Source organism: Kribbella deserti (assembly GCF_042434725.1).
GTDB lineage: Bacteria > Actinomycetota > Actinomycetes > Propionibacteriales > Kribbellaceae > Kribbella > Kribbella deserti.
Genome location: NZ_JBHLTC010000005.1, coordinates 37905 through 62835, shown reverse-complemented (window position 1 = coordinate 62835; position 24931 = coordinate 37905). Strand labels below are relative to the sequence as shown.

Annotated in this window: 23 protein-coding genes; 10 read left to right on the top strand and 13 right to left on the bottom strand. The window is 65.8% G+C overall.

The genetic code is table 11. The features are described from left to right. Window positions 1–4 precede the first annotated feature (4 nt). Complete coding sequence (locus tag ACFFGN_RS04440) at window positions 5–913, top strand: YetF domain-containing protein (RefSeq protein WP_380043996.1); 909 nt, start codon at window positions 5–7, stop codon at window positions 911–913. Between the two features lie 59 nt (window positions 914–972). On the opposite strand, the gene ACFFGN_RS04435 is transcribed toward ACFFGN_RS04440, so the two are convergent. Together ACFFGN_RS04435 and ACFFGN_RS04430 are read right to left on the bottom strand one after the other, a co-directional pair. Beyond that, window positions 973–1356 (bottom strand): SPW repeat domain-containing protein, encoded by a 384-nt coding sequence (locus ACFFGN_RS04435; protein WP_380043995.1) that lies wholly within the window; start codon window positions 1354–1356, stop codon window positions 973–975. A gap of 188 nt (window positions 1357–1544) precedes the next feature. After that, window positions 1545–2600 carry a glucose 1-dehydrogenase gene (locus tag ACFFGN_RS04430; RefSeq protein ID WP_380043994.1) on the bottom strand — a complete coding sequence of 352 codons (1056 nt, stop codon included), beginning with the start codon at window positions 2598–2600 and terminating at the stop codon, window positions 1545–1547. A gap of 146 nt (window positions 2601–2746) precedes the next feature. On the opposite strand from ACFFGN_RS04430, the gene ACFFGN_RS04425 reads away from it, so the two are divergent. From ACFFGN_RS04425 to ACFFGN_RS04400, 6 genes are all read left to right on the top strand, one after another. Then, window positions 2747–3190 carry a hypothetical protein gene (locus ACFFGN_RS04425; RefSeq protein WP_380043993.1) on the top strand — a complete coding sequence of 148 codons (444 nt, stop codon included), beginning with the start codon at window positions 2747–2749 and terminating at the stop codon, window positions 3188–3190. A 6-nt stretch (window positions 3191–3196) separates the two neighbouring features. Next, window positions 3197–3859, top strand: coding sequence for a hypothetical protein (locus tag ACFFGN_RS04420; protein ID WP_380043992.1), 663 nt, complete (start codon window positions 3197–3199; stop codon window positions 3857–3859). Between the two features lie 69 nt (window positions 3860–3928). Next, window positions 3929–4945: a S1C family serine protease gene (locus ACFFGN_RS04415; protein ID WP_380043991.1), complete on the top strand. Its 1017-nt coding sequence runs from the start codon at window positions 3929–3931 to the stop codon at window positions 4943–4945. Between the two features lie 37 nt (window positions 4946–4982). Then, entirely contained in the window at window positions 4983–5642 is a 660-nt protein-coding gene (locus ACFFGN_RS04410) for a GAF and ANTAR domain-containing protein (protein ID WP_380043990.1), read from the top strand. A gap of 334 nt (window positions 5643–5976) precedes the next feature. After that, window positions 5977–6618: a hypothetical protein gene (locus ACFFGN_RS04405; protein ID WP_380043989.1), complete on the top strand. Its 642-nt coding sequence runs from the start codon at window positions 5977–5979 to the stop codon at window positions 6616–6618. A 176-nt stretch (window positions 6619–6794) separates the two neighbouring features. Next, window positions 6795–7130, top strand: coding sequence for a hypothetical protein (locus ACFFGN_RS04400; RefSeq protein WP_380043988.1), 336 nt, complete (start codon window positions 6795–6797; stop codon window positions 7128–7130). Window positions 7131–7314: 184 nt separating this feature from the next. On the opposite strand, the gene ACFFGN_RS04395 is transcribed toward ACFFGN_RS04400, so the two are convergent. After that, window positions 7315–8187, bottom strand: a complete 873-nt coding sequence (locus ACFFGN_RS04395; protein ID WP_380043987.1) for an alpha/beta fold hydrolase — start codon at window positions 8185–8187, stop codon at window positions 7315–7317. Window positions 8188–8281: 94 nt separating this feature from the next. Here ACFFGN_RS04395 and ACFFGN_RS04390 point away from each other — a divergent pair, with 94 nt between their 5' ends. Then, window positions 8282–9208: a LysR family transcriptional regulator gene (locus ACFFGN_RS04390; RefSeq protein WP_380043986.1), complete on the top strand. Its 927-nt coding sequence runs from the start codon at window positions 8282–8284 to the stop codon at window positions 9206–9208. Between the two features lie 91 nt (window positions 9209–9299). On the opposite strand, the gene ACFFGN_RS04385 is transcribed toward ACFFGN_RS04390, so the two are convergent. Beyond that, the gene (locus ACFFGN_RS04385) at window positions 9300–12911 is read right to left on the bottom strand and encodes a DUF8189 domain-containing protein (protein WP_380043985.1); all 3612 of its coding nucleotides are present in this window, start codon (window positions 12909–12911) and stop codon (window positions 9300–9302) included. Window positions 12912–13258: 347 nt separating this feature from the next. Here ACFFGN_RS04385 and ACFFGN_RS04380 point away from each other — a divergent pair, with 347 nt between their 5' ends. Then, on the top strand, window positions 13259–13738 hold the full coding sequence (locus ACFFGN_RS04380; protein WP_380043984.1) for a TipAS antibiotic-recognition domain-containing protein: 480 nt from the start codon (window positions 13259–13261) through the stop codon (window positions 13736–13738). 49 nt (window positions 13739–13787) lie between these two features. Here ACFFGN_RS04380 and ACFFGN_RS04375 read toward each other — a convergent pair whose 3' ends face one another. From ACFFGN_RS04375 to ACFFGN_RS04340, 8 genes are all read right to left on the bottom strand, one after another. Continuing rightward, entirely contained in the window at window positions 13788–14000 is a 213-nt protein-coding gene (locus ACFFGN_RS04375) for a hypothetical protein (RefSeq protein ID WP_380043983.1), read from the bottom strand. Between the two features lie 400 nt (window positions 14001–14400). Next, complete coding sequence (locus ACFFGN_RS04370; protein ID WP_380043982.1) at window positions 14401–15933, bottom strand: AbgT family transporter; 1533 nt, start codon at window positions 15931–15933, stop codon at window positions 14401–14403. After that, window positions 15930–16847, bottom strand: a complete 918-nt coding sequence (locus tag ACFFGN_RS04365; protein WP_380043981.1) for a CE1 family esterase — start codon at window positions 16845–16847, stop codon at window positions 15930–15932. The genes ACFFGN_RS04370 and ACFFGN_RS04365 overlap by 4 nt, the downstream gene beginning before the upstream one ends. 92 nt (window positions 16848–16939) lie before the next feature. Then, complete coding sequence (locus ACFFGN_RS04360; protein WP_380043980.1) at window positions 16940–17698, bottom strand: creatininase family protein; 759 nt, start codon at window positions 17696–17698, stop codon at window positions 16940–16942. Beyond that, on the bottom strand, window positions 17695–18378 hold the full coding sequence (locus ACFFGN_RS04355) for a FadR/GntR family transcriptional regulator (RefSeq protein WP_380043979.1): 684 nt from the start codon (window positions 18376–18378) through the stop codon (window positions 17695–17697). Before ACFFGN_RS04355 ends, ACFFGN_RS04360 begins: the two co-directional genes overlap by 4 nt. A gap of 130 nt (window positions 18379–18508) precedes the next feature. Further along, window positions 18509–18940, bottom strand: a complete 432-nt coding sequence (locus ACFFGN_RS04350; RefSeq protein WP_380043978.1) for a nitroreductase family deazaflavin-dependent oxidoreductase — start codon at window positions 18938–18940, stop codon at window positions 18509–18511. Window positions 18941–18942: 2 nt separating this feature from the next. Further along, window positions 18943–19455, bottom strand: coding sequence for a VOC family protein (locus ACFFGN_RS04345; RefSeq protein WP_380043977.1), 513 nt, complete (start codon window positions 19453–19455; stop codon window positions 18943–18945). A 439-nt stretch (window positions 19456–19894) separates the two neighbouring features. Then, window positions 19895–23359: a glycoside hydrolase domain-containing protein gene (locus ACFFGN_RS04340; RefSeq protein WP_380043976.1), complete on the bottom strand. Its 3465-nt coding sequence runs from the start codon at window positions 23357–23359 to the stop codon at window positions 19895–19897. A gap of 201 nt (window positions 23360–23560) precedes the next feature. Between ACFFGN_RS04340 and ACFFGN_RS04335 the strand changes: the two genes are divergently transcribed. Further along, entirely contained in the window at window positions 23561–24313 is a 753-nt protein-coding gene (locus ACFFGN_RS04335; RefSeq protein WP_380043975.1) for a class I SAM-dependent DNA methyltransferase, read from the top strand. A gap of 16 nt (window positions 24314–24329) precedes the next feature. On the opposite strand, the gene ACFFGN_RS04330 is transcribed toward ACFFGN_RS04335, so the two are convergent. Next, window positions 24330–24584 carry a hypothetical protein gene (locus ACFFGN_RS04330; protein WP_380043974.1) on the bottom strand — a complete coding sequence of 85 codons (255 nt, stop codon included), beginning with the start codon at window positions 24582–24584 and terminating at the stop codon, window positions 24330–24332. Window positions 24585–24931: the final 347 nt, after the last annotated feature.

The following is a 24931-nucleotide window of genomic DNA, read 5'->3' as shown; positions in this document are numbered from 1 at the left end:
CTCGATGTGGTTCCACGCCTGGCCGGAACTGGCCCGAGTCGCGCTCGTCGGCGTCACGGCGTACGGATCGCTGGTCCTGATCCTTCGGCTGTCGGGTAAGAGAACGCTCAGCAAGCTCAACGCCTTCGATTTCGTGGTGACGGTGGCGCTGGGCTCGACGCTGGCAACCATTCTGCTCAGCAAGGATGTTTCGTACACCGAAGGCGTCCTGGCACTCGCCGTGCTTGCGCTCATGCAGCTCGCGGTGTCGTGGACGGGCACCCGCGTTCCCGCCATCCAGCGAGCCGTGAGCGCCAAAGGCACGCTGCTGCTGGCCGACGGCGAGCTGCTGGACGACGCGCTGAAGGATCAGCGGGTGAGTTCCGACCAGGTATGCCAGGCGGTCAGGGCGGCCGGTCTGGGCAGTCTGGGCGACGTCGGCGCGGTCGTCTTGGAAACCGACGGCAGCCTGAGCGTCGTACCGGCCGGGAATATCGCCGACGCGTCGGCGCTACGTGGCCTCACCGCGTCAGGCCTGAAACTCCACGAACCCCGCAAGGACCGGCCACCAGACGGTAGCCGTCCTACCAGTGCGGTGATCGAAGCGCACCTGCACTGTCGGCGCTCCCGCGATGTCGAGTCAGATCTCAGCTGTAACTATTCCCACGATGTGGTGCTGCTGTCCGCCGAGGGAGTCAACCGAGGGCACGACGGCGTACGCAGACTGGCCGGGATCCTGCATTCCTATCTCGACCACAACGGTGAGTGGTCGTGTGTTCGGCTCCAGATCGATGGCGAGATTGCCGTGTTGCAGTGGCGCGGTACAGGGCCGGGTCTGCGCATCCATGATGGTGTGGATACCTTCGTCGTGCGCGACGGCAGGATAGTCGCCCAGACAATCCACTACTCGACTCGCGACGGCACGCCGGCGTGACCCGCCAAGCGGCCCCCTGGCCGACAGATGGCCGCTTGGGTGCCCAAAGACCTCGGGGGTCAGATTCGCTCAGCCGCCGTCGGTTTCGTGGCGTCCGCGGGGTTGGTCAGGAACGCGTATCCCGCGGTCAGCAAGCCCACCACGACATGGGGCAGCCACGCATTGGCGCCACGATCAGCGAACTGGAACAGCCAGGGAGAGAGGATCAAAAACGCCCCGGTGACAATGTCGATGACGAGATGAACTCCCATCGGCACAAGTCGCAAAGGACTGACCGGGCTGGTAGTGATCATCTCGTTGATCAACACGAAGGCGCCCACCACGACAGCGACCGATTTGGGCGCGTTCTCGTCGGCGAACGCGAACAGCCATGGTGCGACCAGCAGCAGCAGACCGACCACGAGGCCGATGAAGGTGTGTGTTCGAGAGGAGATGACTCGCATGGCCTTCCTTCCAGTCGAACCTCGGCACTACACCGAGATCTAGTGCCGACATGAGTACCCGCCGGCTTGCCGGCGAATCTGCCGACCAGTTGACGTTGCGCGATCGCAAAGAAGGATCCCGAGCCCCAACCGGCGAAGCTGTACGTGGTCGCCGGCCCAAGGCAACCGTTCTCGGCGGCGGGAGGCGGTCAGCTGGTCTCGAACTCGATGACGGCCTTTACGTCGTTTGCCGCTGGTTCGAATGCCCCGGCGAATCCGTCCAACGGAAGGCGGCGCGAGATGAGGCTGGCCAGCCAGTCGCGATCGGCCTTTGCCAGCGCCTCCGCCGCGAGCATGAAGTGACGGTGGTTCGCGTTGACAGAACCAATCACGGCGTCGTTCTCGAGCACGATATCCCGGTTCAGGGAGTCGGCATCGATCGTCAGGCGCCGGCCCACCGCCGATACACCCGTCAGACACAGGACGCCGTACGGACCGGTGGCCGCCATCGCATCGAAGACGACCTGGCCCACGCCGGTGGCCTCGATCACGATGTCCGGCTGAATGTGCGCGCAGGTCTCTTCGACGGTGCCGCGGTGATAGGTGGCACCAAGGCCGGCCACCAGGCCGGGCTTAGGGCCGTCGGTCACCCGATCGAGTACGTGAACCTCCAGACCGCGCTGTACGGCGAGGAGTGCGGCCAGCAGACCGATCGGACCTGCCCCGGTGACGAGGGCGGTCCGCGGCTCGAACCACGCGCGGTCTCCTACCTTCTCAACCTGTTCCCACGCCTTCGCAACCACCGATGCCGGCTCCATCAGCATCCCCATGTCGGCCAGGCCCGAGTCGAGTTTCACGGCGTAGGCCGGATCCACGGTCCACTGCTCGCTGGCATAACCGTCGAGGGCCTTGATGCCTCGCTCGGTGTAGCGGCCGTTGCGGCACATATCGAACTCGCCCCGCGCGCAAGCGCCGCACGGGACTGGATCTGGGCGTCGCACCACACCCACCACTAGGTCACCTGCGGAGAAGTCACTACTGGGAGGAGCTTCCCGGACCCGGCCCAGCGACTCGTGCCCGATGACCAAGCGGTCTGCTCCAGGCGGCGCCCATCCGTAGTCCCCGTTGGCGATCTCCCGGTCCGTCCCGCACACGCCGACCGCCACGGCATCAACGAGTAGCTCGCCTTCTACACGCTGTGGCTGGGGGACATCGGTGACGGCGAGGGAGTCCGGCCGGCCCGGTGCCACTGTCAGGGCTCGCATCTCGTTGTCCTCTCCAAGCATTCGTCGTGGTCTGACGCGGTGCTCATTCTGGTACCCCTTCCTGCGCCCGCGACTCATGACCTCGGCCGTATGACGTGAGTTGTGCGGAGTCTTTACGGTCGTGTGTCGACCGGTGCGGTGGTGGCGTGAAAGGCGTGCAGCAGGTAACCGGACGGCCGAACACAATCCAGCAAAAGGGGTTCATCATGACCGAACGACCGTTTATCGCTGACCAGTCGTCACCGCTCGCCGCTGTCTGGGAGGGGATGGCGGTAGTTGATGCGACGGGCGCCGTCCTGGGCAAGGTCGAGTACGTGAAACTCGGCGATCCAGGGGCAGTGACAACCGAAGGTCAGGTCTCGCCCGATGGCGACGGCCTCTTTGCCGCCTTCGCCCGAGCACTGACCGGTGTTGAGCCGCAGGTGGCTCGCCAGACAGCGGAGCGACTCATTCGCACCGGTTTCTGCAAGGTCGACGGCAAGGGTCTGCTGGACCGCGATCTCTATGTGGCAGCCGATCAGATCGCCTATGTAGAAGAGGATCACGTCCGGCTGGCCGTGACTTCCGATGATGTCCCCGCCGAGCGATAGCCAACGGTGACGATGGCGCTATATCGATGGGGCTGGACTACGGCGATCGCGACCCTCCTTCTTGGGGGTGCCGCGGCCGCCGTCGCCGCTTCGATCATTAATGCGGGCGTGCTCTTCGGCACCACGGTGGCCTGCACTGGTGTCCTGTCGGTGAACTTGCGGCCCTTGGCGCAGTCTCTTTCCGGCGCTCGCGGTGCGCTGGTGGGCAAGGTCGCGGTCGATTGCGTGAGGGCCGGCGTGGGAGTCCTCGGTCTTTTCGGTCTGGGACTCGTCTTGGGTCTGGTGGTGATTCCGCTTGTGGCGCTCGCCGTCATGACGTCACCACATGTCTTGTCGGGGCTGTACCACTGGCAACACCGGCTAACGACCGAAGCGGCGGCTGACGCCGACAGCGCACTAGATTCGGCCGGGTCTGAGCGAGAGCGCTCGACATCATTTGGGCTCTACAGCGACGCCGAGCTGTGCGCCGCTTGGCGCCAGAGCTACGAACGACTTCTCACGGCAGCCACGCCCGCCGAAGCCGAAGCGGCGGCTATGGCCCGCCAAGAGCTGCTCGATGAGTTGGAACGCCGCAATCCAGACGCGTTGACCGACTGGCTTCTCGCCGGCGCCGAGCTGGGCAGTGACTTCAAGAGCTTTCTGGACCGGCGCGCCGCGCCCGAGTGGTGACGCTCGACGTGAGCCTGCCGACGAATCGTGCCCAGTGTCCGCAGGGCCTGGCTAACGAAGGGATCCACGATGACAGACACCCGGCAAACCCGGCGGGCCGTGGTCTGCGCCGTCGCGACCACGGTCATCCTGCTGGGCGGATGTACCAGTTCCGCACCCAACGCGAACGACACAACATCCGCTGGGACAGGATTTGCAGCGATTCCGGGCATCGTGGAGCGAGTGGAGCCATCTGTGGTCACCATCTCCACGGCCAAGGGGTCCGGTAGCGGAGTGATCTTCCGTTCCGACGGGATCGTTGTGACCAACGCTCATGTGGTTGCTGAAAGCAACAAGGTTCGGGTCGAGTTCGCAGATCAGTCGACGTCGTACGGCACCGTCGAAGCCAAGGACGCCGTGACGGATCTGGCGATCGTCAAGGTGGATCGGTCCGGCCTGCCCGCGGCGGAATTCGAGACAACGCTACCCGTCCCTGGCGAACTGGTGCTGGCCATGGGGGCGCCGCTCGGGTTCGACAACAGCGTGACGGCCGGCATCATCTCCGGCCTGAGTCGGCAGATCCCCGGGTCGGCCGCGAGGTCCAAGGCGCTGGTCGATCTCATCCAGACCGACGCTGCCATCTCGCCGGGCAACTCCGGTGGTGCGTTGGTCAACAGCCGCGGTGAAGTCGTCGGCATCAACGAGGCCTACATTCCGCCGCAGGCCGGAGCGGTATCGCTGGGATTCGCTATCCCAGCGGCCACGGTGACCGATGTCGTCGGCCAGCTTCTTGAAGACGGCACGGCTGACCATCCCTTCGTGGGAATTCGGCCGGCCCGGCTGACCGAACGCACGGCCGAGGCGCTCGGCCTCGAAAACGCCGAAGGCGTTCTGGTCGGCGCGGTGGTCAAGGACGGACCCGCCGCACGAGTCGGCGTACGGCCTGGCGACGTCATCACCGCACTGGGCACGAAGGAGGTCGATTCGGTGGAGGACTTCCTGGCGGCTCTGCGGGACGTCGATCCGGGACAACGGATCGACCTCCGTGTTGAACGGGCGGGCCGTGGTCTGACGCTGGCCCTCACCGCGGGCGAGCTTCCCGCCTGAGCAGAATCGACCGGCGGTCATCTACCGAGGAGTGCTCATGACAGGCGATATGTGCACCGAGCTGGTGATGCAGTTGCACGAGCTGGACTCGGTCGAGGACGCGGTGCAGGCCATCGCCGAGGGAGTGCTGCTGACTACCGCCGCTGAGCAGTCGGCCGTACTCTTGTCGGATCGCGGTGCGGGCTTGGCTCTCGCCGCCTCCACCGGGCAGATCGCGACCGAGGCCGCGCGGCTTCAACTGGACACCATGGCTGGGCCTAATGTGTCGGCCCTGAACCATGGATGTGACTGTTTGGTCGCCGATACCAGCCGGGAACTGCGCTGGCCGGCCTGGTCGGCTGAGGTGGCGAAACTGCCGGTGCGCAGTACTTTGGCTCTGCATATGACGGCGCGCCACCAGGCGGTCGGCACGCTTCTCTTGGTGAACAGCTCGCCGTACCAGTTCAGCACGGTGGATGCGATGCTCGCCGGCACATTCGCCAGGCACGCCGCAAGCGCTTTGCAGTGCGTGCGACGCGCGGCCGGGTTGCATGAGGACATCGGCGGCAGGACGGTGATCGGTCAGGCCCAGGGCATCTTGATGGAGCGAATGAGTTTGACCGGTGACGAAGCCTTCGAGCTGTTGAAGCGGACCTCTCGGCGCAACGGTATCAATCTTCGCGAACTGGCCGAGCAGCTCACTACACCGGCCAGTTGAGTTCGCAGCTGGACCACAGCGACGGCCCGGGCCCGCGCAACTCCCGCCTTCATTGACGGGCGTGCGCGACGAGGTTGGCGCAGATGGGGGAGTGGATGGGCTACCGGGCGAGCCCGGCGGCAGATCGGGCACACGCCGCAGGCCTCCAGCCACGGAGGGCTGATCAACGCCGCCCGGCATCCGAGTGATACGAACCCGGCGATCTCCGCGCGATCCGCGTGACATGAGTTTGAGCGGCTGTGACATTCGTATGACCAAGTGTGGTCCACAGGTATAGCCGGTGGCGGGCCGGTTACCTCCACGTTCGTACAGCTCGACCCGAACTGGAGAGGACGTGATCACCATGGCAGTCAACGACGACCCACGCGAGACCAATACACAGAGTGCGCCGAGTGCGCCCGGTCACAACGGCCGGTCGGCTCTTGCCGAGGTAACGGTCAAAGACGCGACAACACCTCGGCGGCTTGATCCCGTGCGCTGGAGTTCGGTATGGGCGGGCCTCCTCATCGCGTTGTGCGTCTTCATCCTGCTCGAGCTGCTCTTCTTCGCAGCAGGCTGGCTGAGCCTTGAGCGAGGAGACGGGAGTTCCAGTGCCGGGTGGATAACGGGCCTGATCGGCTTGGTGGCCTTCTTCATCGGGGGCCTGGCCGCCGGGGCTTCCTCGCTGTGGTGGGGCGCCAGAGAGGGCATGCTCCACGGACTACTGGTGTGGGCGCTTGGCTTGGTAGGGATCCTCATGCTGTCGTTGTTCGGTGGCGGCGCGCTGTTCGGCGCGGCGTCCTCGGTCTTCGCTGACCTGGCGACCTTCGCTCAGGCGGACCTTCCGGATGTTGAGGCAGGCGAGGTGCTTCGTTCCGCCCGTGACGCCGCAGCCTGGGCGACGACGACGTTGTTGCTCTACCTACTTGCCGCGGTGGCCGGCGGTGCGATCGGCGTGAAGGTGGGCTCGCGCCGCTCAACCCGCCATCGCTCATGACCGGCGGTCTCGACGGTACGAGGCCACGGCGCCCGGTGGGCCTGAGGTGCTTTCTCGCCGTCGTTCTGGCTGTGGTGAGTGGCTGCGCCGAGTGGACACCGGGTGCCCTGACCGAAACGACAGGCGCTGGTCAGTCGGCTCGAACAGGGCCACTTCTTCTGCGCAACGTCGTCGCGGTGTCGGTGGGCGATGACAAAGCGACCTTGTTGATGACGATCCTTAACGAAGGTGCCCACGGCGATGCTCTCGTCGCCGTCCAGGTGCAGGGCGGCAGCGCCACCGTTCGGCCACGGCCATCGCCCATCCCGGCACAGGGCATCACTGTCTATGGTGTGAACACCTCACAGACAGAAGATCCGGATGAAGTGGTCTTGCGGGGGCCGGTGGTCGACGCTGGATACATCGTGCAGCTGACTCTGACCTTCCGGTACGCCGCACCGGTCGAAGTCGGCGCCTTGGTCATGCCTCACCGTGGCCCTTACCGTTCGGTCCCCACGCCGGTCGTGGCCTGACGCCGTCAGAGGTCACCGGCGCCGCGTTCACTACTCGACCCGAGGCGTTCGTCCGGACACGAGCACGAGTTGTGGAACGGCATCGCCGTCCCTCTCACCATCAAGTAGCGGCACCGAAGAGCCGCCCGAGGGCGGTGGCGACCGAGAACCAGAGCAGCCCAGCCCACGCGACTTTTCGCATAACTCATTGCTTGAACGCGCCTTGGCTGCGGTCGTGACGGGTTGAAATCGCTGCTATCGCGGCGGAGTGTACGCGTGGCGGCAGTTCGTGCCCGGCGGGCAGCAACTGGAGGCTCGAACCGGGAATCTCGGCCGCCAAGGCGGTGGCGTTGGCGGGCGGAAACAGCGGATCTTGGTCGCCGTGCAGGACCACCGTCGGTACTGCGATCGCGCCGAGACGCTCACGCCACCGGGGTCCCTGATCGGCGATGGGGTGGTTGGTGACCGCCGACCGTACATTGCCCGATCGAACGACGCAGCTGGTACAGATGTCGCGAGCGGCCTGGTCGTCGAACGGCGCAGCCGCCAAGGATCGCTCCGAGTCGACCAGGTAGTCGATCACCGCCGAAGGCTGGTCCCAGCTCGGCTCGCAGGTCCGCTCCCATACGGCGAGGAGATCCGCGGTGACTTCTGGCAGATCGGGATCGGCTGGGCCGTGGCCGGTCGGCCGGGTCGAGATCAAGGTGAGGGCAGCGACCCGGCCGGAGTGGTCGAGCGCTGCGAGCTGGCTCACCCAGCCACCTTGGGAAAAGCCGACCCAGTGCGCTCGGTCGATGCCATAGCCGTCAAGGACATGAACGGCGTCAAGCGTCAGATCTGTCAGCGAGTACGTCGGTCTGCCGGGTTCGTCACGGCTGGACCTGCCGGTGTCACGCTGATCAAAGCGAATGACGAAGAAGCCTTCGCCGGCAAGCGCCGTACAGAATTCCGGAGTCCACCAGTCCATCGAGCACGACGTTCCGGCGACCAGCAACGCGGCGGGATCCGCGGGCGAGCCGAAAGCCTGCGTGCACAGCTCGATTCCGTTGGTTTCGATCATTCGTTCAGGGTTGGTCATGCCATCGATCCTGACGGGCCACGCGATGACCCGTCCAACACCTTTGCCGCCGGCATTGACGCGGAGAGTGTGTCAATCGGGTAGAACTGATCCAGTGGAGAAGAACCTTGACCTGCGACTGGTGCGGCACTTCGTGGTCGTCGCCGAGGAACTGCACTTCCGCCGGGCGGCGGCCAGGCTGTTCATCGCCCAGCAGGTCCTGAGCCGCGACGTCCGCAAACTGGAGGACCAACTGGGCCTCCGGCTGCTCGATCGCACGACGCGCACGGTGAAACTGACCGCCGATGGCGAAGTGATGCTCGCCGGAGCGCGCGATCTGCTCGCCCGTCAGGACGACCTGCTGCAACGCCTACGAGGCCCAAGCGACCGCCTCGTGATCGATGTCGGCGGACACGGAACCACGCCCGACGTACTAGTCGCCGAGGCTCGATCGCACGAAGGCGGTTTCGAGTTCTATACGACGTTCAACTCCGGGCTGGGCGAGTCGCTGGCTCAACTCTCCGCCCGGGCCCTGGACGTCGCGTTCGGCGCCATCGACGTCAGCCCGCTGCCGCCCAATCTCCAGCGCCGGCTCGTGCGGCTCGAGCCATTTGCGCTCCTGATCCCCGACGGACACCCGTTCACCGAACTGCCTGCGATTCCGCTCGCGTATCTTCGCGGTGAGCCGATCTGCTATCGGGCCGGCGATCACGTCACCACCGAGTGGGAGGCGATCGCCGGGCAGTTGGTCACGCTGACCGGGGCCATCCCTGCGCCACCTCACCCGAAGGTCCGCGGCGCAGACGAACTGGCCCACCACATCCGCCCCGGGGAACCAGTGGTGCTGACCCTCGCCAGCCAGTACGCCGTCGCCTCCGCGGTACTGCGCCCGCTAATCGACCCGACGCCGCTCTACCCGTGGCACATGCTGTGGCGGAGCCGGTTCCACCACCCAGGACTGGACCTTCTGAACCAGGTAGCCGACTCCCACCTTCAGGCGTGGCTCAGCCGTCCCGCGAACCACTGGCTCCCCACACCCTGACTCGCGGCAGGCCGCCAGATCGGGCCGCTCGTGGCGGCATTGGACACGGTTGCCGCGTCACCGTCCTGCCTCGAACGGTGACGCGACAAAGTCAGCCCGCGATGCCCTCGCCGATGAACGAGGTGCTCCAGGCCAGGCTGGACGTGTTCTGCGAACCGTAGACGAGTCTGCTGCCGCTGCGGACGACGTAGGTCAGTCTGCGGAGGTGATCGAGCACGAGGTGTGGCTCGCCGTCGATCCTGCCGCCGGAAAGGCTTGGAAGCACCGTGGCGTGCCAAGGACCGCTGGCGGGCGCGTGCTGCCAGCCGTGCAGGATGCGGCCGTCCGACGTACGAACGGCGTAGGCCACCCGGCCCGCGTTGTCCTGGGCCAGGGTGGGATCGCCGCTGGCGGCAACGGTCTCGATTGGGCCCGTATCGGTTTTCGGCTCAAGTGTTATCGAGGTCCATCTGGCTGCATCAGCACCGAGGCCCCAACCGTGTTGCAGCTTCCCGTCTGCCCTGCGCGCGATGAAGACCGTCCATCCGTTCGCGTCCAGACCGATCGCCGGACGTCCCTGCAGAGGCGACGTCGTCTGAGTGCCGACGATGGTGGTGCTGAAGGTCGCCGAACCGGGGTGCGTCTGACGGCCGATGATCAGCTTGCCGTCCGCCGTCCGCGCGCCGAAGGTCAGTGCGCCGTCGCGGTCCAAGGTGAGCGCGGGATCGCCTGCGGTCGCCACGACTGCGCCGGTCGAGTCGAGAATCGGCGTGGCTGTGCCGTCGCGGCCTAGCAATAGTCCGTTGCCTGTGCGTGTGACGTACACGAGGTGACCGTCGGTGTCCATGGTCGCCGCGGGATCACCGACGGCCGATGCGGCCAACGTGATCACTTCTGAGCGCCAATCGAGGGTTCCGATCGTCTCTTCCCAGCCGTGGAGGATATTGCCGTCGCCGGTGCGGGCGAAGTAGTGCGTTCGCCCGGCGCTGTCCAAGGTCACCGATGGCGTTCCGGCGGCCGCGGCGGCGCCTGCCGGTACGCCGTTGTAGCGCCACGCCGCGCCCGGCGACCCCTGACGTCCGAACGTCAAACCGCCCGCGGTGTTGCGGCTGACGAACGCGAGCCGGTCCAGGGCGTCCCGGGTGAGGTAGCCGGGGGCAGGTGCATGACGGTTGCCGCTGGCTGGTACGACGTCGATGTAGTCCAGTTCCGCGAAGCTGCCGGCCCGAGTGATGCGGAAGGTGTTGCGCCCTGCCCTGAGGTGGACATCGACGGCTCGCAGCACCCACTTCTCCCAGGCGTACGGCGCGTAGGTGACGGTCGCGGCCCGGGTCCCGTTCACGGCGAGGTGGTGTGCTGCGGGTTGCTGCATACCGGTCGCGCCACTGAACATCAGCCTGTGGGTCCCGGCGTGGGCAGCGTTGTAGGTGAGCTCGACGTAGCTGGTCGCGTCATCCAGATGGCCGGCTTTGCCTTTGTTCGAGGCGTAGTAGGTAGGCAGCGCCTTCGCCAAACCGCCCAAGGTGCCAAGTTCCGCCTCAAGGCGCTTCGGCCGTGTGTCGGTCATTCCGCCGAACCAGCCCGCAGCTGCCCTGCTGTAGCCGCTTGCGCTGAGATGGACCTTGTCCCCGTTGGCATCGCTCGTGCTGTTGATCCGAGGCCGGTTATCGAGCAGCCTGATCTGCCGACCGGCCTCTAGCCGGGTACGAACGACCTCTGCGATGGCGTCGTTGGCCCGGGTGGTTCGGGCCACGTCATCGGCGCCGTCCTGGGTGATCGGGCCGACCGTGGCCAGGTAGATCCACGCGTCCGGGTTCTTCGCCCATGCCTGATCCAGCAGCGCATTGAGATCGGCCGCAAGCCGGCTCAGGTCGTACGTTTCGGACAGGACTTCTCGCGCCCCGGCGTGGATCAGGAGCGCGTCCGGCTGATATGTGGTCATCCACTGGTCGACATTCGCCCGGAACACGGCGAGGTCTCCATTGATGCCGGCGTGCTCGCGATCGCCGATGATCTGGTCGGCGTCATAGGACGGTCCGACGAAGTCAACCTGCTCCGGACGGCGACCGTCCTGAACCAGCCACTGCCACAGGTCGGGTCGGGCACCCGCGTTCGAGGCCGGACCAGAGTTCGGCTCTGCGGTGTTGCCGTCCATGGTCGACGAACCGATCGGCAGGACCCTCAGTACATCGGCGGCAAGTGAGGCGGTCCCGTCGAGCTTGGTGATCAGGTCGAGGATCTGGGCTCGATGGTGACGAAGTGCCTCCGAGGATTTGGAGTGTTTCGCAGCCGCGTCGCGAAGGTGTACTGCGGCGAGCAGTCGTTCGGCCTGCACCTTCAGGGCTGGGTTCACGCCTGTGGTCGCACCACGGCGTTGGAGCTCCTGCAGCAGGTTGTAGTCCTCGAGACCGTCGCGGACGTTCGCCAGTCGCTGCGAGCCCAGCGGGCCGGTCGCGCCAGGGTAGTAGAGCGACCCGTCACCTGCCGTTCCTCGGAAGGTGGCCGGGTTCCAGTTGCTGTAGATGCCATCAGTGATCGGCCCGTGTTGTCCGTCCGGTGCGAACCAGCGATCGATGTTGTAATACAGGACGCCATCGACGCCTTCCGCGTGCGTCATCACGCCCATCAGCATGCGGGCATCGATGGGTGGATAGCCGTTGAACCAGTTGGGATACGGCGCTCCACTGGCGATCGCCGGATACCAGAAGACCTTGTCACCTTGCGCCTGTGCATATTGCTTCCCTGCCCGTGGGTACCTGAACAGCTCCGGTGCCCACCAGTCCACGGAAGTGAGCCCGGTGTCTTTACCCATCGACGGGTCGAACAAGGTTGTCATGATGGGCAGCTGTGGGTAGGTCTGCTTCACCCGATCGAACATCTGCCGCACGAACTTCCGGCCCTGGACCGAGTTCAGCTCGTCGAACCCGTACACGTAGGCCTTTGCGGCGAGACCTTCGGCGGTGTAGACCTGCATGTTCGCGGACAGCTCGGTCATCCGTGCGCTGATCGCAGCCGGCCAGGTCGCTTCATTGCCGAGGTCGAGTCCGGCCGGCAGATCGGGACGGAGATAGTAGGCCGAGAACCGGTTGAGCCGGCCCTTGGATTCGAGGTACTTGAGGTCGTCCGGGTCTGGTCCGGTTCGTGTCTTGGTGTTGTAGACGATTCGACTGGCGTAGATGTTGTCCGGCTCGATGCGATATTCGGCCAGGAAGTCGTACGTCTTCCGCACGTGTGCACGCACTTGGGCGTGGTCGGTCATCCCGTAGACCGATTGGGCCGCCTGATCTGGGTGAGTGGTCAAAGTCGTCGCCAGCTCGTTACGCTCGCTGATCGTCACTGGCCAGACCTTCGCCTCGACCTGCTGTTCGACCTTGGAGCCGGCGGAGTCATTCAGTTCAACCGTGATCCGGTAGCGGCCGGGAGGAGCGTCTCGGCCGGCAACGACCTCCAGCCAGAACGGCTGCCGTGACCCGGCCGGCACGTCGACCTGCTGGAGATCTTCGCGAATCGGGTCGGGAATCCAGCCCGCGTATGTGTGCGCGCCTCGGTACTGCGACGTCGGCGTCACTTTGAGGAAGCCCAGCGGTGCGATCGAAGCGCTGACAGCGGCCGGATCGGCTGGCGCCCCGCCGGGCCCGGTAATCGCGCTCACGCGCGCGCGAAGTCCCGACACCGCAGTGTCCGCCAGTACGACGACCTGGGTGTCTTCGCGCTCACCGCGCACGAGGTCGAGGATCCGCCGTACAGGCACAAGGCATGTCGGCCTTGGGATACGACAAATCCATCGAGTCTGCCGTGGCAACCGAGAAAGGGGCGGCCAAGGAGACATGCTGGGCAGTTGGTGGAGGAACGGCACGGGCGGCCAGTGGGGGAGCGAAGCCGAGCGCTAGCACAAGCGGCAGAATCGCCTTTCGAGGTCTCATGCGGTGAAACTAGCCACGTCAGCACAACATGACGATCCCTTCAATCCACAGTGAAATATGGGCGTTGCTGCGCTAGGCCGAGCCCTGTGGCGCTTCGTGACCATGCAGTACTTGAAGCTGGCCTTACGTCAGCGTCTACCGTGCAGGGATGGCAAAACGGAAGATCCAATCACCGATGTCGGCAGGCGAAAAGCGCCAGGTGTGGGGCGAATTCGCCGCGGGTGAGGCCGAGTACTTGGGAGAGGTCGAGCAACGCTGGGGCGGCACCAGCGCCTACGCTCAGACGGCGCGTCGGGTTGCACGCTATGGGAAGTCGGACTGGCAGCGGATCAAGCAGGAGTATGCGGGTATCGAGGCCCGAATCCGGGAGCTGATCGATGCGGGCACTGCTCCGCACGAGGCAGCCGCTATGGACGTAGCCGAGGCTCAGCGCCAGCATGTCTGCCGCTGGTACTACGACATGAGCCACGAGTTCCAAGTCAGTAAGAGCGACCTGTACCTCCTGGATCCGCGCTATCGCGAACCTCTCGAGGACAATACTCGTCCTGGCGCGGCTGAATGGCTGGCTGCCGCGATCAAGGCGAACGCCGAACGGGCCGAAACTGACCTCACCCGTCACGACCCGTAACACGCGGGATCGCGCAGCTTGTCAACGAGGCTGACCGTCGACACCGACATCAGCCCGGACTACTACCTGCGGCGATGCCTGGGCGGACGTGAATCTCACGGCGTCGCTGGTCGCGTTCGGCTGGTGTGACGTGGTGTGCGGCGACCGCGACCGGGCAGGCCGCTTTCGCAATGGCTCGGCGGGCGACCGGGTCGCCGATGGGCAGCGGGCCGGCGTGGGCGCCGATCACGATGAGGTCGACACGCTCGCTTTCCTGGCCCAACGTGGCCACTATGCATCCGGTGTGAATGTACGACGATCAGGTCGCACTTGCGGTCGGCCGCGGTCCGGAAGGCGAACTCGACCGATTCCAGCGACAGAGCGGTGCCGTCGATCCCGACCGCGATGCAGTGCTCGGCGGTGATCGGCTGCCATCCGGTCGGCACCGCGATCACCGGGCGACCGGTACGCCCGGCCAGAGCAAGGTTGCCCTGTGCGGCAATGAGTCCGATCGCGTCCCACCACCACAACTGGCGCGTCGCGTGCGACTCGTTGCAGCACCTTCACCCGCGAGCCTTCCATCGACAGGGGGCTGACTCCAGAGTCCGACGTCCCATCCTCACAGGATCGGACGGCTTCACCCGTCGTGCTGAGATAGTTCTCCGGACGCCAGCGTCGAAGGGTCAGCGGACGGGGGCGCCAGGGCCTAGGGGGATGCCGAGGATCCACCAGGCCAGGAAGAGGGCTGTCCAGACCAGGGTCATCGAGATGGCCAGTGGCACAGTGTAGGAGGCGAGAGTGCCGATGCCCGCGTTCTTGCGGTAGCGCTGGAGGAAGCCGAGGGCCATCAGAAAGTACGGGCTCATCGGGGTGATCGCGGTCGAGCCCGAGTCGGCGATCCGGAACAGCGCCTGCGTGGTCTCGGCCGGGACCGCCAGCAGCATCATCATCGGCACCAGGATCGGCGCGGTCAGCGACCACATCGCCGAGCCGCTGGTGACGAGAACGTTGATCAACGTCAGCAACACCAGAATGCCGAGGAAGATCACCACCGTCGGCGCTCCGAGATCGCCCAGCACGCGTGCCGAGTTGGCGGACAACAGATCGCCGAGGTTCGACCAGTTGAAGTAGGCAAGGAACTGGGCGATCGCGAAGAACAGCACCAGTACCGGCGCCATCTGCCTGATGCCCTCGGCCATCAACGCCGGTACGTCGCCTGCCTTGGTGATCTTCGAAACGGTCACGCCGTACACGATGCCGACCAGACCGAACAGCACGGCCACCACCATCGCGATCCCGTCCAGGAAGGGTGATTCGACGATACTGCCGTTCTCGCCACGCAACGGGGAGTTGCCCGGAGCAATCATCGCCACCAGGGCAACGATCGCGAGCCCGAAGGCCAGGCCGGCCAGCCGCAGACCCTTGCGCTCGGCAACGGAAAGCTTCAGCGCGTCCAGGTCGTCCGGTTCCGAGTCGGCGTCCGGCTCAAGGTCCGTGCGCTTGCTCAGCACCAGTCGAACGACCACGGTGATGATCAGCGAAAGCACGATCGACGAGGCGATGTTGAAGTACCAGTTCGACAACGGCGAGACGTACGCGTCCGGGTCGACCGTGCGCGCCGCGGCGGTGGTGATCCCGGCGAAGATCGCGTCGTTCGGGGTCGGGATCGGGCTCGCGTCATACCCGGAGGCGATCGCGGTATAGGCGACCACCACGCCGAGGATCGGTGACCGCCCGACCGCCCGGAAGGCCAGTCCGCCCAGCGGCACCAAGATGATGTACGCCGCGGCGGAGGCGACGTGGGCCATGGTGCCCGCGAACGCCACCGCGAACACAACCATCGACGCCGGCACTCGGGAAACGCTGACGCGCATCAGCGCCTCGAGGAAGCCGGTCCGCTCCGCGATCGCCACACCCATGATGACGACCACGATCGTGGCCATCGGCGGGAACTCGGCGAAGTTCGAAACGGCCGTCGAGACCGCCATCTGCAGGCCCTCGCCGGACAGCAGATTCTGCACCTCGATGGTCTTGCCGTCCGCCGGCGAGATGGCCGAAACGTCAAGCCACGAGAGGATTGCGCTCACCAACGCCAGGACGGCGGACAAGATCCAGAATAGCCAGAACGGATGGGGCAACGCATTGCCGACCCGTTCGATTCCGGCCATCGCCCGAACCAGGCGCGGCACCTCGTGAGTGTCGACGGTTGTGCTCATCGGGTCATCCTGTGCTTGTTGAAGAAGCGCCCGATCAGCTCATGCGCCTCGAAGGTCTGGGTGACGTAACCGGGCCCCGAGCTCGCGTCGGAACCAGGCCAGGTGTGACCGCCTTCGGTCACCGCGACGTGCACCACCTCGGCCCGCGACCGGCAAGCGTCGTACGTCATCGTGGTCACATCGTTCCCGAGCAGGGTGACGCGGGGGATGAGCTGGCAGTTGTTCCGGACGGCCCAATCGCGCACCCAGGTCTCGATCGCCGGGAGATCGCGGGAACCGTCGCCGTCGTACGGGATGGTGTTGTCGCCGGTGCCGTGGATCTCCAGCATTGGGACGGGACGGCTCGGCGTACACCGCTGCGGGCTGAGGCGATAGAAGGCGCCTGCGACGGGCGCGATGGCCGCGAAGCGGTCGGCCATCGTGCACGCCAGGATGCCTGTGAAGGCGGCGCCGTTCGACTTACCGGTCGCGTAAACGGCGGAGCGGTCCACACACGTCGTTGCCTCAAGCTGGTCGAGCAGGTCGGCGGTGAACTTCACGTCGTCGACAACCTTGACCGAGTACGGCGCCCCCTGCCAGGCCTGCTTGTTCTCCGCGTCGAGTACGCCGTTGGGGTATGCCACTACCGCGTTGAGCTTCGACATGTCCGAGAACTGCTCGGTGAAGGCTCCAGTCTTACCGCGCCCGTGGAACACCAGGATCAACGGGTACGGCTTGCCGGGCTGGTAGCCCTCCGGAAGGTGCAGCCGGTAGGTGCGGGTCAGGCCGCCGCTTACGATCGACTGGTCGGCACTGGCCGGTGGAGTGGTTCCACAGCCCTTACTGGGCAGGGGTTTCGCCTCGGCGGCACTGGACGTCGTGGGGATCGCGATGGCTACGGCCAGCGCTGTCGCCAGCAGGATCAGTTTTCTCACGGGGGTCTCCAAGGGCAGGCTCGCGCCTGGAACGCACCAGACGTTCCAGCGGGCGGGTGATACGGGCGGCTTCCCCAGTCAGCCAGCGATCTTCAGGTGTTTAGTAGTTCGGCAGAGAAGTCGGCGATGCGTTGAGCGGCCGTCTCGATCAGTAGCCGGCCATTGGCTGCGGTCGCGGTCCGGGGATCTCCCAGTACGCCGCGCTCGTGGTACTGCTCGAAGCCGATCGCCAGCCTCGGTCCACGCTTGGTGCGCGCCAACCGGCCGGCGGAGTTGAGGTCATCCCGGCCGGTGACGCCGGGCTCGAGTCGTTCGGCGTACACCAGCTCGGGTGCGAGGTGCAGCATCTGCGCGGTCTCGGCCTCCCCGGCATGGCCGTGGATCTCGCTGACGGCCATGCCGGCGATCACGTCGGGCACGATCTCTGTGATGGGCGTCCAGGCGAATCGCAGGTCGGGAAGCTCGGTCAGCAGTTCCTGCGCCAGCACGGACAGCGCCGCGTTGTTGCCGCCATGACCGGTGATCACCAGAACGTGGCGCCAGCCATGCCGGTACAGACTGTCGACCAACTCGCGAACGACCGTCCGGAAGGTCGTCGGCGAGAGCGTGAGAGTCCCGGCAAAGGCCAGGTGATGCGGCGAGACGCCGTACGGGATGGCCGGCGCGACCACGGCCTTGCCGTCGAGCAGTGTGGCCACCAGATCCGCCACGCCATCGGCCCGAACCGTGTCGGTGGACAACGCCATCCCGCCGCCGTGCTGCTCCAGCGCGCCGACCGGGATGATCGCGAGCGGCGATGCGGTGACCGCATCCGCCGCCTCGTCCGTGGTGAGTCGCGCCAACCGGGTCATGCGAGCTCTCCGGCCGTCTCGACGGCCTGGCGGATGTGCTGCAAATGCGTGCGCGTCAGGTCCTGGGCGGTTGCGGCGTCACCCGCGCGAATGGCCTCGACGATCGCGTAGTGCTCTTCGTGGTCGCGCTGGCGGTTGTCGTACAGCTGCCGGATCTGCTGCTGCTCGCGAACCCGGACCGACAGCATCGACTCGATCAACTCGCGGACCAGGTCGTTGCCGGTGGCCGCGGCCAACTCGACGTGGAAGTTCAGCGCGAACTTGGGGCCGCCGGGAGGCGTGAGCGCATTCGTCACCGCCTCCTCGAGCCGCTCGAGGTTAGGGCGTTGCTGCGCTGCCGAGGCGGCGATGCCGGGCTCGATCATCAGGCGCGCGTCGATCAACTGCAGCACGGAATTCCGCGTGATCGGCGGTCGATGCGGATTGGCGAGTACAGCGTTGTTGATCGTTGGCCCGACGTACGTGCCCGACCCGTGCCGGAACTCGACCGCGCCCGTGGCCTCGAGTTTGCGCAACGCCTCGCGAATCGTCGGCGTGGTGATCTCGAACCGCTTGGCCAACTCCCGCGCGGACGGGATCGCATCACCCGTCGACAGCCCTTCGTCCCGGATGATCGCCAAAATGGCCTCGGTCAACCGGTCGGACAGGCTGGGAGCCGCATCGATCCTCGCGCTAGACATAAAGTGACTAAATCACTTGGACACTGCGTGGTCAAGAGCTAGCTCGACGGCGTTCGGATGTTCCCCGAAGCGGTAGTAGGTCAGGTACGAGGTGCCGGTGGCGTATGCGACGCGGTAGGGGGAGAACGAATCAGTTGCGTATGAGCAGCGCTACCGGGATGTCTCGGCTGGTCTTGCGCTGGAAGTCGGCGTACGACGGCATAGTCGCAACGAACTGCGGCCAATACCGGGCTTTCTCGTCGGCCGTCACAGTGGTTGCTCTGGCCTGGAAAACCTCGGCTCCGACCTGGACGGTCACTTCCGGCTCGGCGCACAGGTTCAGGTACCAGGCCGGGTGCCGGGCTGAGCCGCCGTTGGAGCCCACCACGAGGAACCGTGGTCCGTCGGTCCAGTAGTTCAGGACCGTGCGCCGCAATGCTCCGCTCCGCCGGCCGCGGGTCGTCAGCAGGAGCCTCCGGGCGGAGCTGCGACCTTGTTTCCCGTCGGTGGCCAGGAATTGCTGAAGGTGCTTGTGCACCCAATCGACAGGGCTGTCGTGGATCTCTTCGGATTGGCTCACCATGGCTAGCTCCGCAACAGATCGGCTCGGCGGTGCATTTCGTCGACCAGGGTGTCGACCGCGACCTTCATCTTGGCGAGCTCGTCCGGGTCGCTGAACACGTCCTCGAGTTCAGCCGGGTCGACTTCGTGCAGCGGCGTCTGCGGCCACCAGATGTTGCCGAGCGGGTCCGTGATCCGGCAACCCCTGTCGCCACTGATCCGCGATTCCATCATCGGAGTGAGCAGCGTCGCTCCGGCGGCCAGCGCCCGGGCGAGTACCGCGTCCACATCCGCGACGAAAACACTGAGGAAGGCTGGAGTGTCCGGCCAGTCCGGCCGTGCATCGAACGTCATCAGCACCGAGCCGTCGATGGTGATCTCGGCATGCCCGAGCGTGCCGTCCTCGTTCGGTACGCCGAAGGAGCGCTGCACCTCGAACGTCTCCTCGACGAACTCCAGAAACCGGGCCGCGCCTTTCACCACCACATACGGAGTCACTGCCGCCTTGCCACCGGGAAACCGCCTCGTCGTCGTCATGACTCCATCGTGAATCAGGCAGCGGTCAAAGGATGGCCGCTACCTCAGGACAGCAAAGAACTGCTCGAGAACGCCGTCGGTCGACGGTTCGCTTTCGCCATGCCGGCGCGCTCCTTGGAGAGTTCGATGCTGAGATGGCGGAGGATGGCCTGCTCCGACCGTGACGTGCCAGTCGTCGGCCGGCTTGCCAGCGGGTCGCAGCCCATCGCGTCGCGACACCGGAGTTACTCCGGCTTTAGCGGATGTAATTCGCAGGCGGGTAGCGGCGTTGAGCAAGTACTCCAGCGGTCCGCGCCGGGACCCGGCTCGCGAGTTAGCATCGATCAGCTTGCCTCCGGCACCTATGAGGCGGTGGAACCTGTCAACGAGGCCTACGGGGTCGACCGGTTCCTACGTACTGGAACCGGTCGTGTCGCTCCATCATCGTCGATCGCCTGGCCTAGCTTGTGTGCACGGTGATCTCGTCGAGGAAGACGTAGTCGCCGAAGTCCGCCCAGGTCTTCGTCAGCCGTAGGCGGATGTGGCGCGCATTCACCGCTGGGAAGGCCAGGTCGAACCAGCGCGACGTGGGAGCCGTGACGAGGCTGCGCTGCGTGTAGTCCACACCGTCTGCACTGGTCAGCACTGCGACCGAATCCGGCTTGTAGTTGTGTACGCCGTCGAAGTACTCGCGGAGCGCGACATGGTCGACAGTACGACTTGTACCGAGATCGACGTCGACTGTCGCCGTACGCGGCTGCGGCGGCGCCGACGAGTACTGCCAGCCGTACGACAAGGTGTCCGTGTAATGGCCAGCAAGGATGCCGTCCGTCGACTCCGACCCGCTATCGCCGTACGACGGATCTAGTCCTGCCGACGGCGCGTACTTGATCTCCGCACGCGTTCCCGGCCCGTAGACCTCGATCTCGTCCAGGAACAAGTAGTCCGCGAAGTGCGCGTTCCACTTGGTAAAGCGAAGAGTGACGTCCTTCGTCGTCAACGTGGGGAAGGACAACTCATGCCAACCACCTGTCGGCCAATGCGCCTCTGCCAGGACAGCGCCGCCTACTAGCACTTGCACCCGGTCTGGCGCGTAGTCGTGGACACCGTCATCGAAGGCGGCCGTACGTACCCGTGAGACCGGCCGCGGGGTGCCGAGGTCGACGCTGACGTCTACGGACACCGGCGCCTGCCCTGCCGGCAGCTTGTACCCGTAGCCGTGGCCGTCCGTGTAGCCGCCTGCGACCACTCCGTCGGTCGACTCGCCTCGTCCGTCGGGGTAGGCCGGGTCGATCCCGCCGGACTGGCTGTAGGTCCTGCCGAGCGCAAGGTTCTGCGCGGGCGCTGACGCCTCGTACACCTCCACCTCGTCGACGAAGACCGCGCTTGCGTCGGCCGTGAACGCCTTGGTCAAGGTGACCTTGACGTATCGCGCCGGCGCCGCTCCGAACCGTGCGTCGTACCAGAGACCGGCGGTGCCGTTCGGCGTCACGCGTGCGCCCCGCTGGACGAACCGCGTGCCGTCGACGCTCGTCGAGATGCTGACGGAATCCGGCCGGTAGGCGAGGTACTCCTCGTAGGCGTGGATGCGGACGTTGTCCGTCACCTTCACCGCGCCGAGGTCGAGCGTCAGCTGGATAGCGCGACTCGTGCCGGCCGGAGCGGTGTAGCCGTGTGAGCGGGCGTCGCTCCACTCGTCCGCGAGTAGGCCGTCGGTCGATTCGATCTGGCTCGCGTCCGGCCAACGGCCGTCCGGTTGCTGCGATCGCGCGGAGAACGTCTTGCCTCCCGCGAGGTTGGTCGCGGCCAAGCGGGCGCCGTTGAGTTCCAGGCTTGCGAGACTTCCGGCGGTGGTGAGGCGGACGTATCGCGCCTTGACGTTGAGCGCGGTCGCCTGCGCACGGATGGGCACGGGCGTCCAGCGCGAACCGTCGTACGAGATCTCGAACGTGGCCGCCGCCGCGGTCGACCACCGCAGCCGGAGTACGTCGAGCTGCGCCTGGTGGCCGAGGTCGACGGTCAGCGCGGTGCTGCCCGACGGCTGCCAGACGGTCGCCGTGTCGCCGTCGATCGCGGCCGACGCGTTTCCGCTGGGCGCCGAGGCGGTCGCGGTCCGCGCGATGTCGGCGACCGTCCGGCCAGCGGCGAGGTCGAGGGCGATACGTCGTACCCGCTGCATGAAACCGCTGTCGGGGGAGTACTTGTCACCGAGCGGGACCATGCTGCCGGCCAGCTCGCGCGCTTGTTCGGGATTGGTCTTGCCGAGCAGCGTCAGCACCTCGAAGTCCTCGACACCGTCTCGCAGCGCCTCGTACCGGACGGTGGACTTGACCGTCTTGCGTTCGACGTCCTTCTGCACGATCCAGCCGTCGCCCTTGAGGTCCTGCGCGCAGCACGTGGTGCCGGCCGGTAGATCTTCGCGGTTGAGGACGAACTCCCACTGGTTGAACGCCCAGTGCAGATAGCCGGACGCCCGCCGGGAGTACGCGAACCAGGCGAGCTGGCGTTGTGCCCATTGCGGCTGGTCGATCGCACGGTTCAGGTAGTTGATCGTCGGCGCGTTGGCGGTGTAGAGCCAGAGCTCTTTGCCCTTGGCGCGTTCGGTGTCCCAGGCGGCCGGGTTGTCGCTGTAGGTGCGCAGCTGCGGGATCATCACGTCCGTGTACGGCGCGAGGCGGCTGACCCACGGGTCGTGGACCATCGCGTCACCGAGTTTCACGTCCGGCCAGTGGCTGCGGATCTTCGCCGCGATCCCACGCCAGGCGGTCTCGCCGTGATCACCGTGCACCTCGTCACCGACGTGCATGAAGAACTTCCCGGACCAGCCCTTACTGTCCAGATGAGCCTTCAGCGCCGGGATGAACTGGGAGAACCAGCTGTTGGCGGCAGCAGAGTTCCACGGGACCCACAGGTGCTTGCTGTTGGCGTCGAACGTACTGACGTGCCACCCGAGTTCCGGGTTGTTGTAGCCGGGACCTCCACCCCAGTAGAACCCCTCGATCCTACTGATTCCACCGCCGGCCAGAATGCGTTCTACGACCTGGTCGAACCTGCTCCACACAAACGTGTAGCTGCCGTCTGCCAGCTTCTTACTGCCCGCGTCCATCAGTAGGCGGAGCATGCCGACAGTCAACGCGTTGGTCCGGTGCTTCTTCCGCTCCTGTGTCACGTTGTCGAGCAGCTGCCACCACTCGGCGCTGTACTTGTCGAAGCCGTACGCGCGCTTGATGAAGTCCGGCTCCTCCTGGTCGGCGTTGATCTCACCGCCGAAGTGGTTCCACAGGACGGTCGTGAACGCGCCGTTGGCCGCCTCGGGGAGAGTGACCGCGCGTACGTCGACCTCGACCGGTACCGCTAGGTCGCCCGAGGTGGTGCGCACTGTCGCCGTACCGCGGTAGAGCCCGCCTGGGACGGTTCCCGGCACGTAGACGCGCACCCAGATCGGCTGGGTCGTCCGGGCGGGTACTGCGCGAGTCGGATCGTTCGAGAGCACGTCCGGGAATTTCGCCGGTGCAGCGCGGAGGACCGGGGTGATCGGACCGAAGAAGTTCGAGTTCGCCGTGAGCTGGACGTGGTCGACGAACTTGTACTCGAGGTTCGCCGCCGGGATCGAGCTCACGCCGCTCGTCAGGTCGGTGAACGTCACGCCGTTGACGGTGAAGGCGTCATTGCGGCGTACGACGATCTGCGCGCCTTCGTACTCGTTGCGGGCGGTGTCGAGACGGATCGACGAACCGGCGTCGGCGGACGGACGCGAGTCCTGGAAGACACTCGTGTACGCCGACTCGGTCCAAAAGCCGGTCGCTGCCGTCGCCGCGACCGCTCCCGGCGCCGCGATCGGTGCCGCCTCGGAACCAGGTAGGACGGCGGAGGTGAGCAGCAGCGTGGGGACGAGCGCGGCGACGAGCTTCCGGAGACGGGACACGTTTTCCTCCGAGCACCTGGCGAGACGGACGGCCATCCTCGCCGACGGGGCCGAGCGCCGTACAGAAACTGCGTTAGACCACTGCTGTCTACGTCTTCCGGCGCACGACGGTTGCGTCGTCGGACACTTTGTTTCAATGGCCCAGGTGTTTGTTGGCCGAAGCGGCAGGCTGCCCAAGATCCGGCAAGGAGTGTGCGTCTCATGAGCGAGCAGTTCTACTCGGACGCGAGGTTGTACGACCGGTTGTTCCCCGGAGGCGAACAGGCCGTCGACTTCTATCGGACCGAGGCCGATCGGCAAGGCGGGTCGGTCTTGGAACTCGGGAGTGGCACCGGAAACAAGCTAATCCCGATCGCATCCGACGGGCATCCGTGCGTGGGCCTTGAGCTCTCGCCGGACATGCTTGCCGAGGCTCAGCGCAAGGCAGACGAGCGCGGCGTGGAGGTGCAATGGGTGCAGGGCGACATGCGCGAGTTCGACCTGGGAAGAACGTTCGATCTCGTGTTCATCGCCGCCAATTCGCTGCTCCATCTGCATGAAGCTGAGGACTTGGTGGACTGCTTCCAGTCGGTGCGAAAGCATCTGGCGCCCGGAGCGCGGCTCATCTTCGACGTGTTCAACCCGAGCGTGCGCATGCTTGCCCAGGCTGACGGCGTTCGACGCAGGCGCGACGCATTGTCGTTCGTGGATCCCGATCGTGGCGTAGTCCATGTCGATGTCGCGGAGACCTACGACGCGGCCGCGCAGGTGACTCGCGGCAGGTGGTACTTCTCGACCGATTCCGAGCTCGACTTCAGAGTCACGCCGCTCGAGATCAGGAGCATCTTTCCCAAGGAGTTGCCGCTGCTGCTCACGCTTGGCGGTCTTCGGGTTGTCGAACGCTTCGGCGACTGGTCCCGTGCGCCATTCCCGGCAGATGCGGCGCTCCAACTCTACGTCTGCGCACCGGACTGAGCCGCGAGCCGGCCACTCAGCGCGGTCGTATGTCCATCACGGCGGTCGAGCCTCTGACCAAGCGCACGTGGAAGTCGTAGCCACCAATGGCCACTGTCTTTCCCGGCCTGATCGTCGCCGTGCTGTTCCCGGCATAGATGCGGATGCCGTACCCCGGGATCAACTGCGGATTGTAGTAGTTCTCGCTGTAACCGCAGACCAACCAGTCGCCGTCGACCTTGGCGCCGTCAGTGGCCTTCATCGACGTCTGCCCGTTCTGGAAGGTGAACACGCAGCGCTGCACGACCTTCTTCGGTGGTCCGCGCGCGGCGCGAGGGGGTGGCCATCGCTTTCCATCGGGCCAGGGCAGCGGCCGGTACGCCTGGCTCGTGCTGACCGACCCCCTCCGAATCCGCCGATTCCTCCGTAGCGTTCCGAAGAGTGAGTCTGAGCGTCCGGGATGGCGAAGGCCCGCGCCAACTGACATCGCCACTGAGTTGCACTGGATCGCTGCTTCGCGCCGGCTTATGTTGACGACGGCAATCGTCACTCGTAAGTGGTGGCATGCGTGAGCCCAGGTCACTGCGGGTGACGGTTCTTCGACCACTGTGGAAGAGATCGACCGGCCCCCGACGCGCT

Bases quoted from the DNA above. Each gene is read 5' to 3' on its own strand.
- ACFFGN_RS04440 (WP_380043996.1), top strand. From the start codon at position 5: ATGTGGTTCCACGCCTGGCCGGAACTGGCCCGAGTCGCGCTCGTCGGC.
- ACFFGN_RS04435 (WP_380043995.1), bottom strand. From the start codon at position 1,356: ATGCGAGTCATCTCCTCTCGAACACACACCTTCATCGGCCTCGTGGTC.
- ACFFGN_RS04430 (WP_380043994.1), bottom strand. From the start codon at position 2,600: ATGCGAGCCCTGACAGTGGCACCGGGCCGGCCGGACTCCCTCGCCGTC.
- ACFFGN_RS04415 (WP_380043991.1), top strand. From the start codon at position 3,929: ATGACAGACACCCGGCAAACCCGGCGGGCCGTGGTCTGCGCCGTCGCG.
- ACFFGN_RS04410 (WP_380043990.1), top strand. From the start codon at position 4,983: ATGACAGGCGATATGTGCACCGAGCTGGTGATGCAGTTGCACGAGCTG.
- ACFFGN_RS04395 (WP_380043987.1), bottom strand. From the start codon at position 8,187: ATGACCAACCCTGAACGAATGATCGAAACCAACGGAATCGAGCTGTGC.
- ACFFGN_RS04380 (WP_380043984.1), top strand. From the start codon at position 13,259: ATGGCAAAACGGAAGATCCAATCACCGATGTCGGCAGGCGAAAAGCGC.
- ACFFGN_RS04370 (WP_380043982.1), bottom strand. From the start codon at position 15,933: ATGAGCACAACCGTCGACACTCACGAGGTGCCGCGCCTGGTTCGGGCG.
- ACFFGN_RS04360 (WP_380043980.1), bottom strand. From the start codon at position 17,698: ATGACCCGGTTGGCGCGACTCACCACGGACGAGGCGGCGGATGCGGTC.
- ACFFGN_RS04355 (WP_380043979.1), bottom strand. From the start codon at position 18,378: ATGTCTAGCGCGAGGATCGATGCGGCTCCCAGCCTGTCCGACCGGTTG.
- ACFFGN_RS04350 (WP_380043978.1), bottom strand. From the start codon at position 18,940: ATGGTGAGCCAATCCGAAGAGATCCACGACAGCCCTGTCGATTGGGTG.
- ACFFGN_RS04345 (WP_380043977.1), bottom strand. From the start codon at position 19,455: ATGACGACGACGAGGCGGTTTCCCGGTGGCAAGGCGGCAGTGACTCCG.
- ACFFGN_RS04335 (WP_380043975.1), top strand. From the start codon at position 23,561: ATGAGCGAGCAGTTCTACTCGGACGCGAGGTTGTACGACCGGTTGTTC.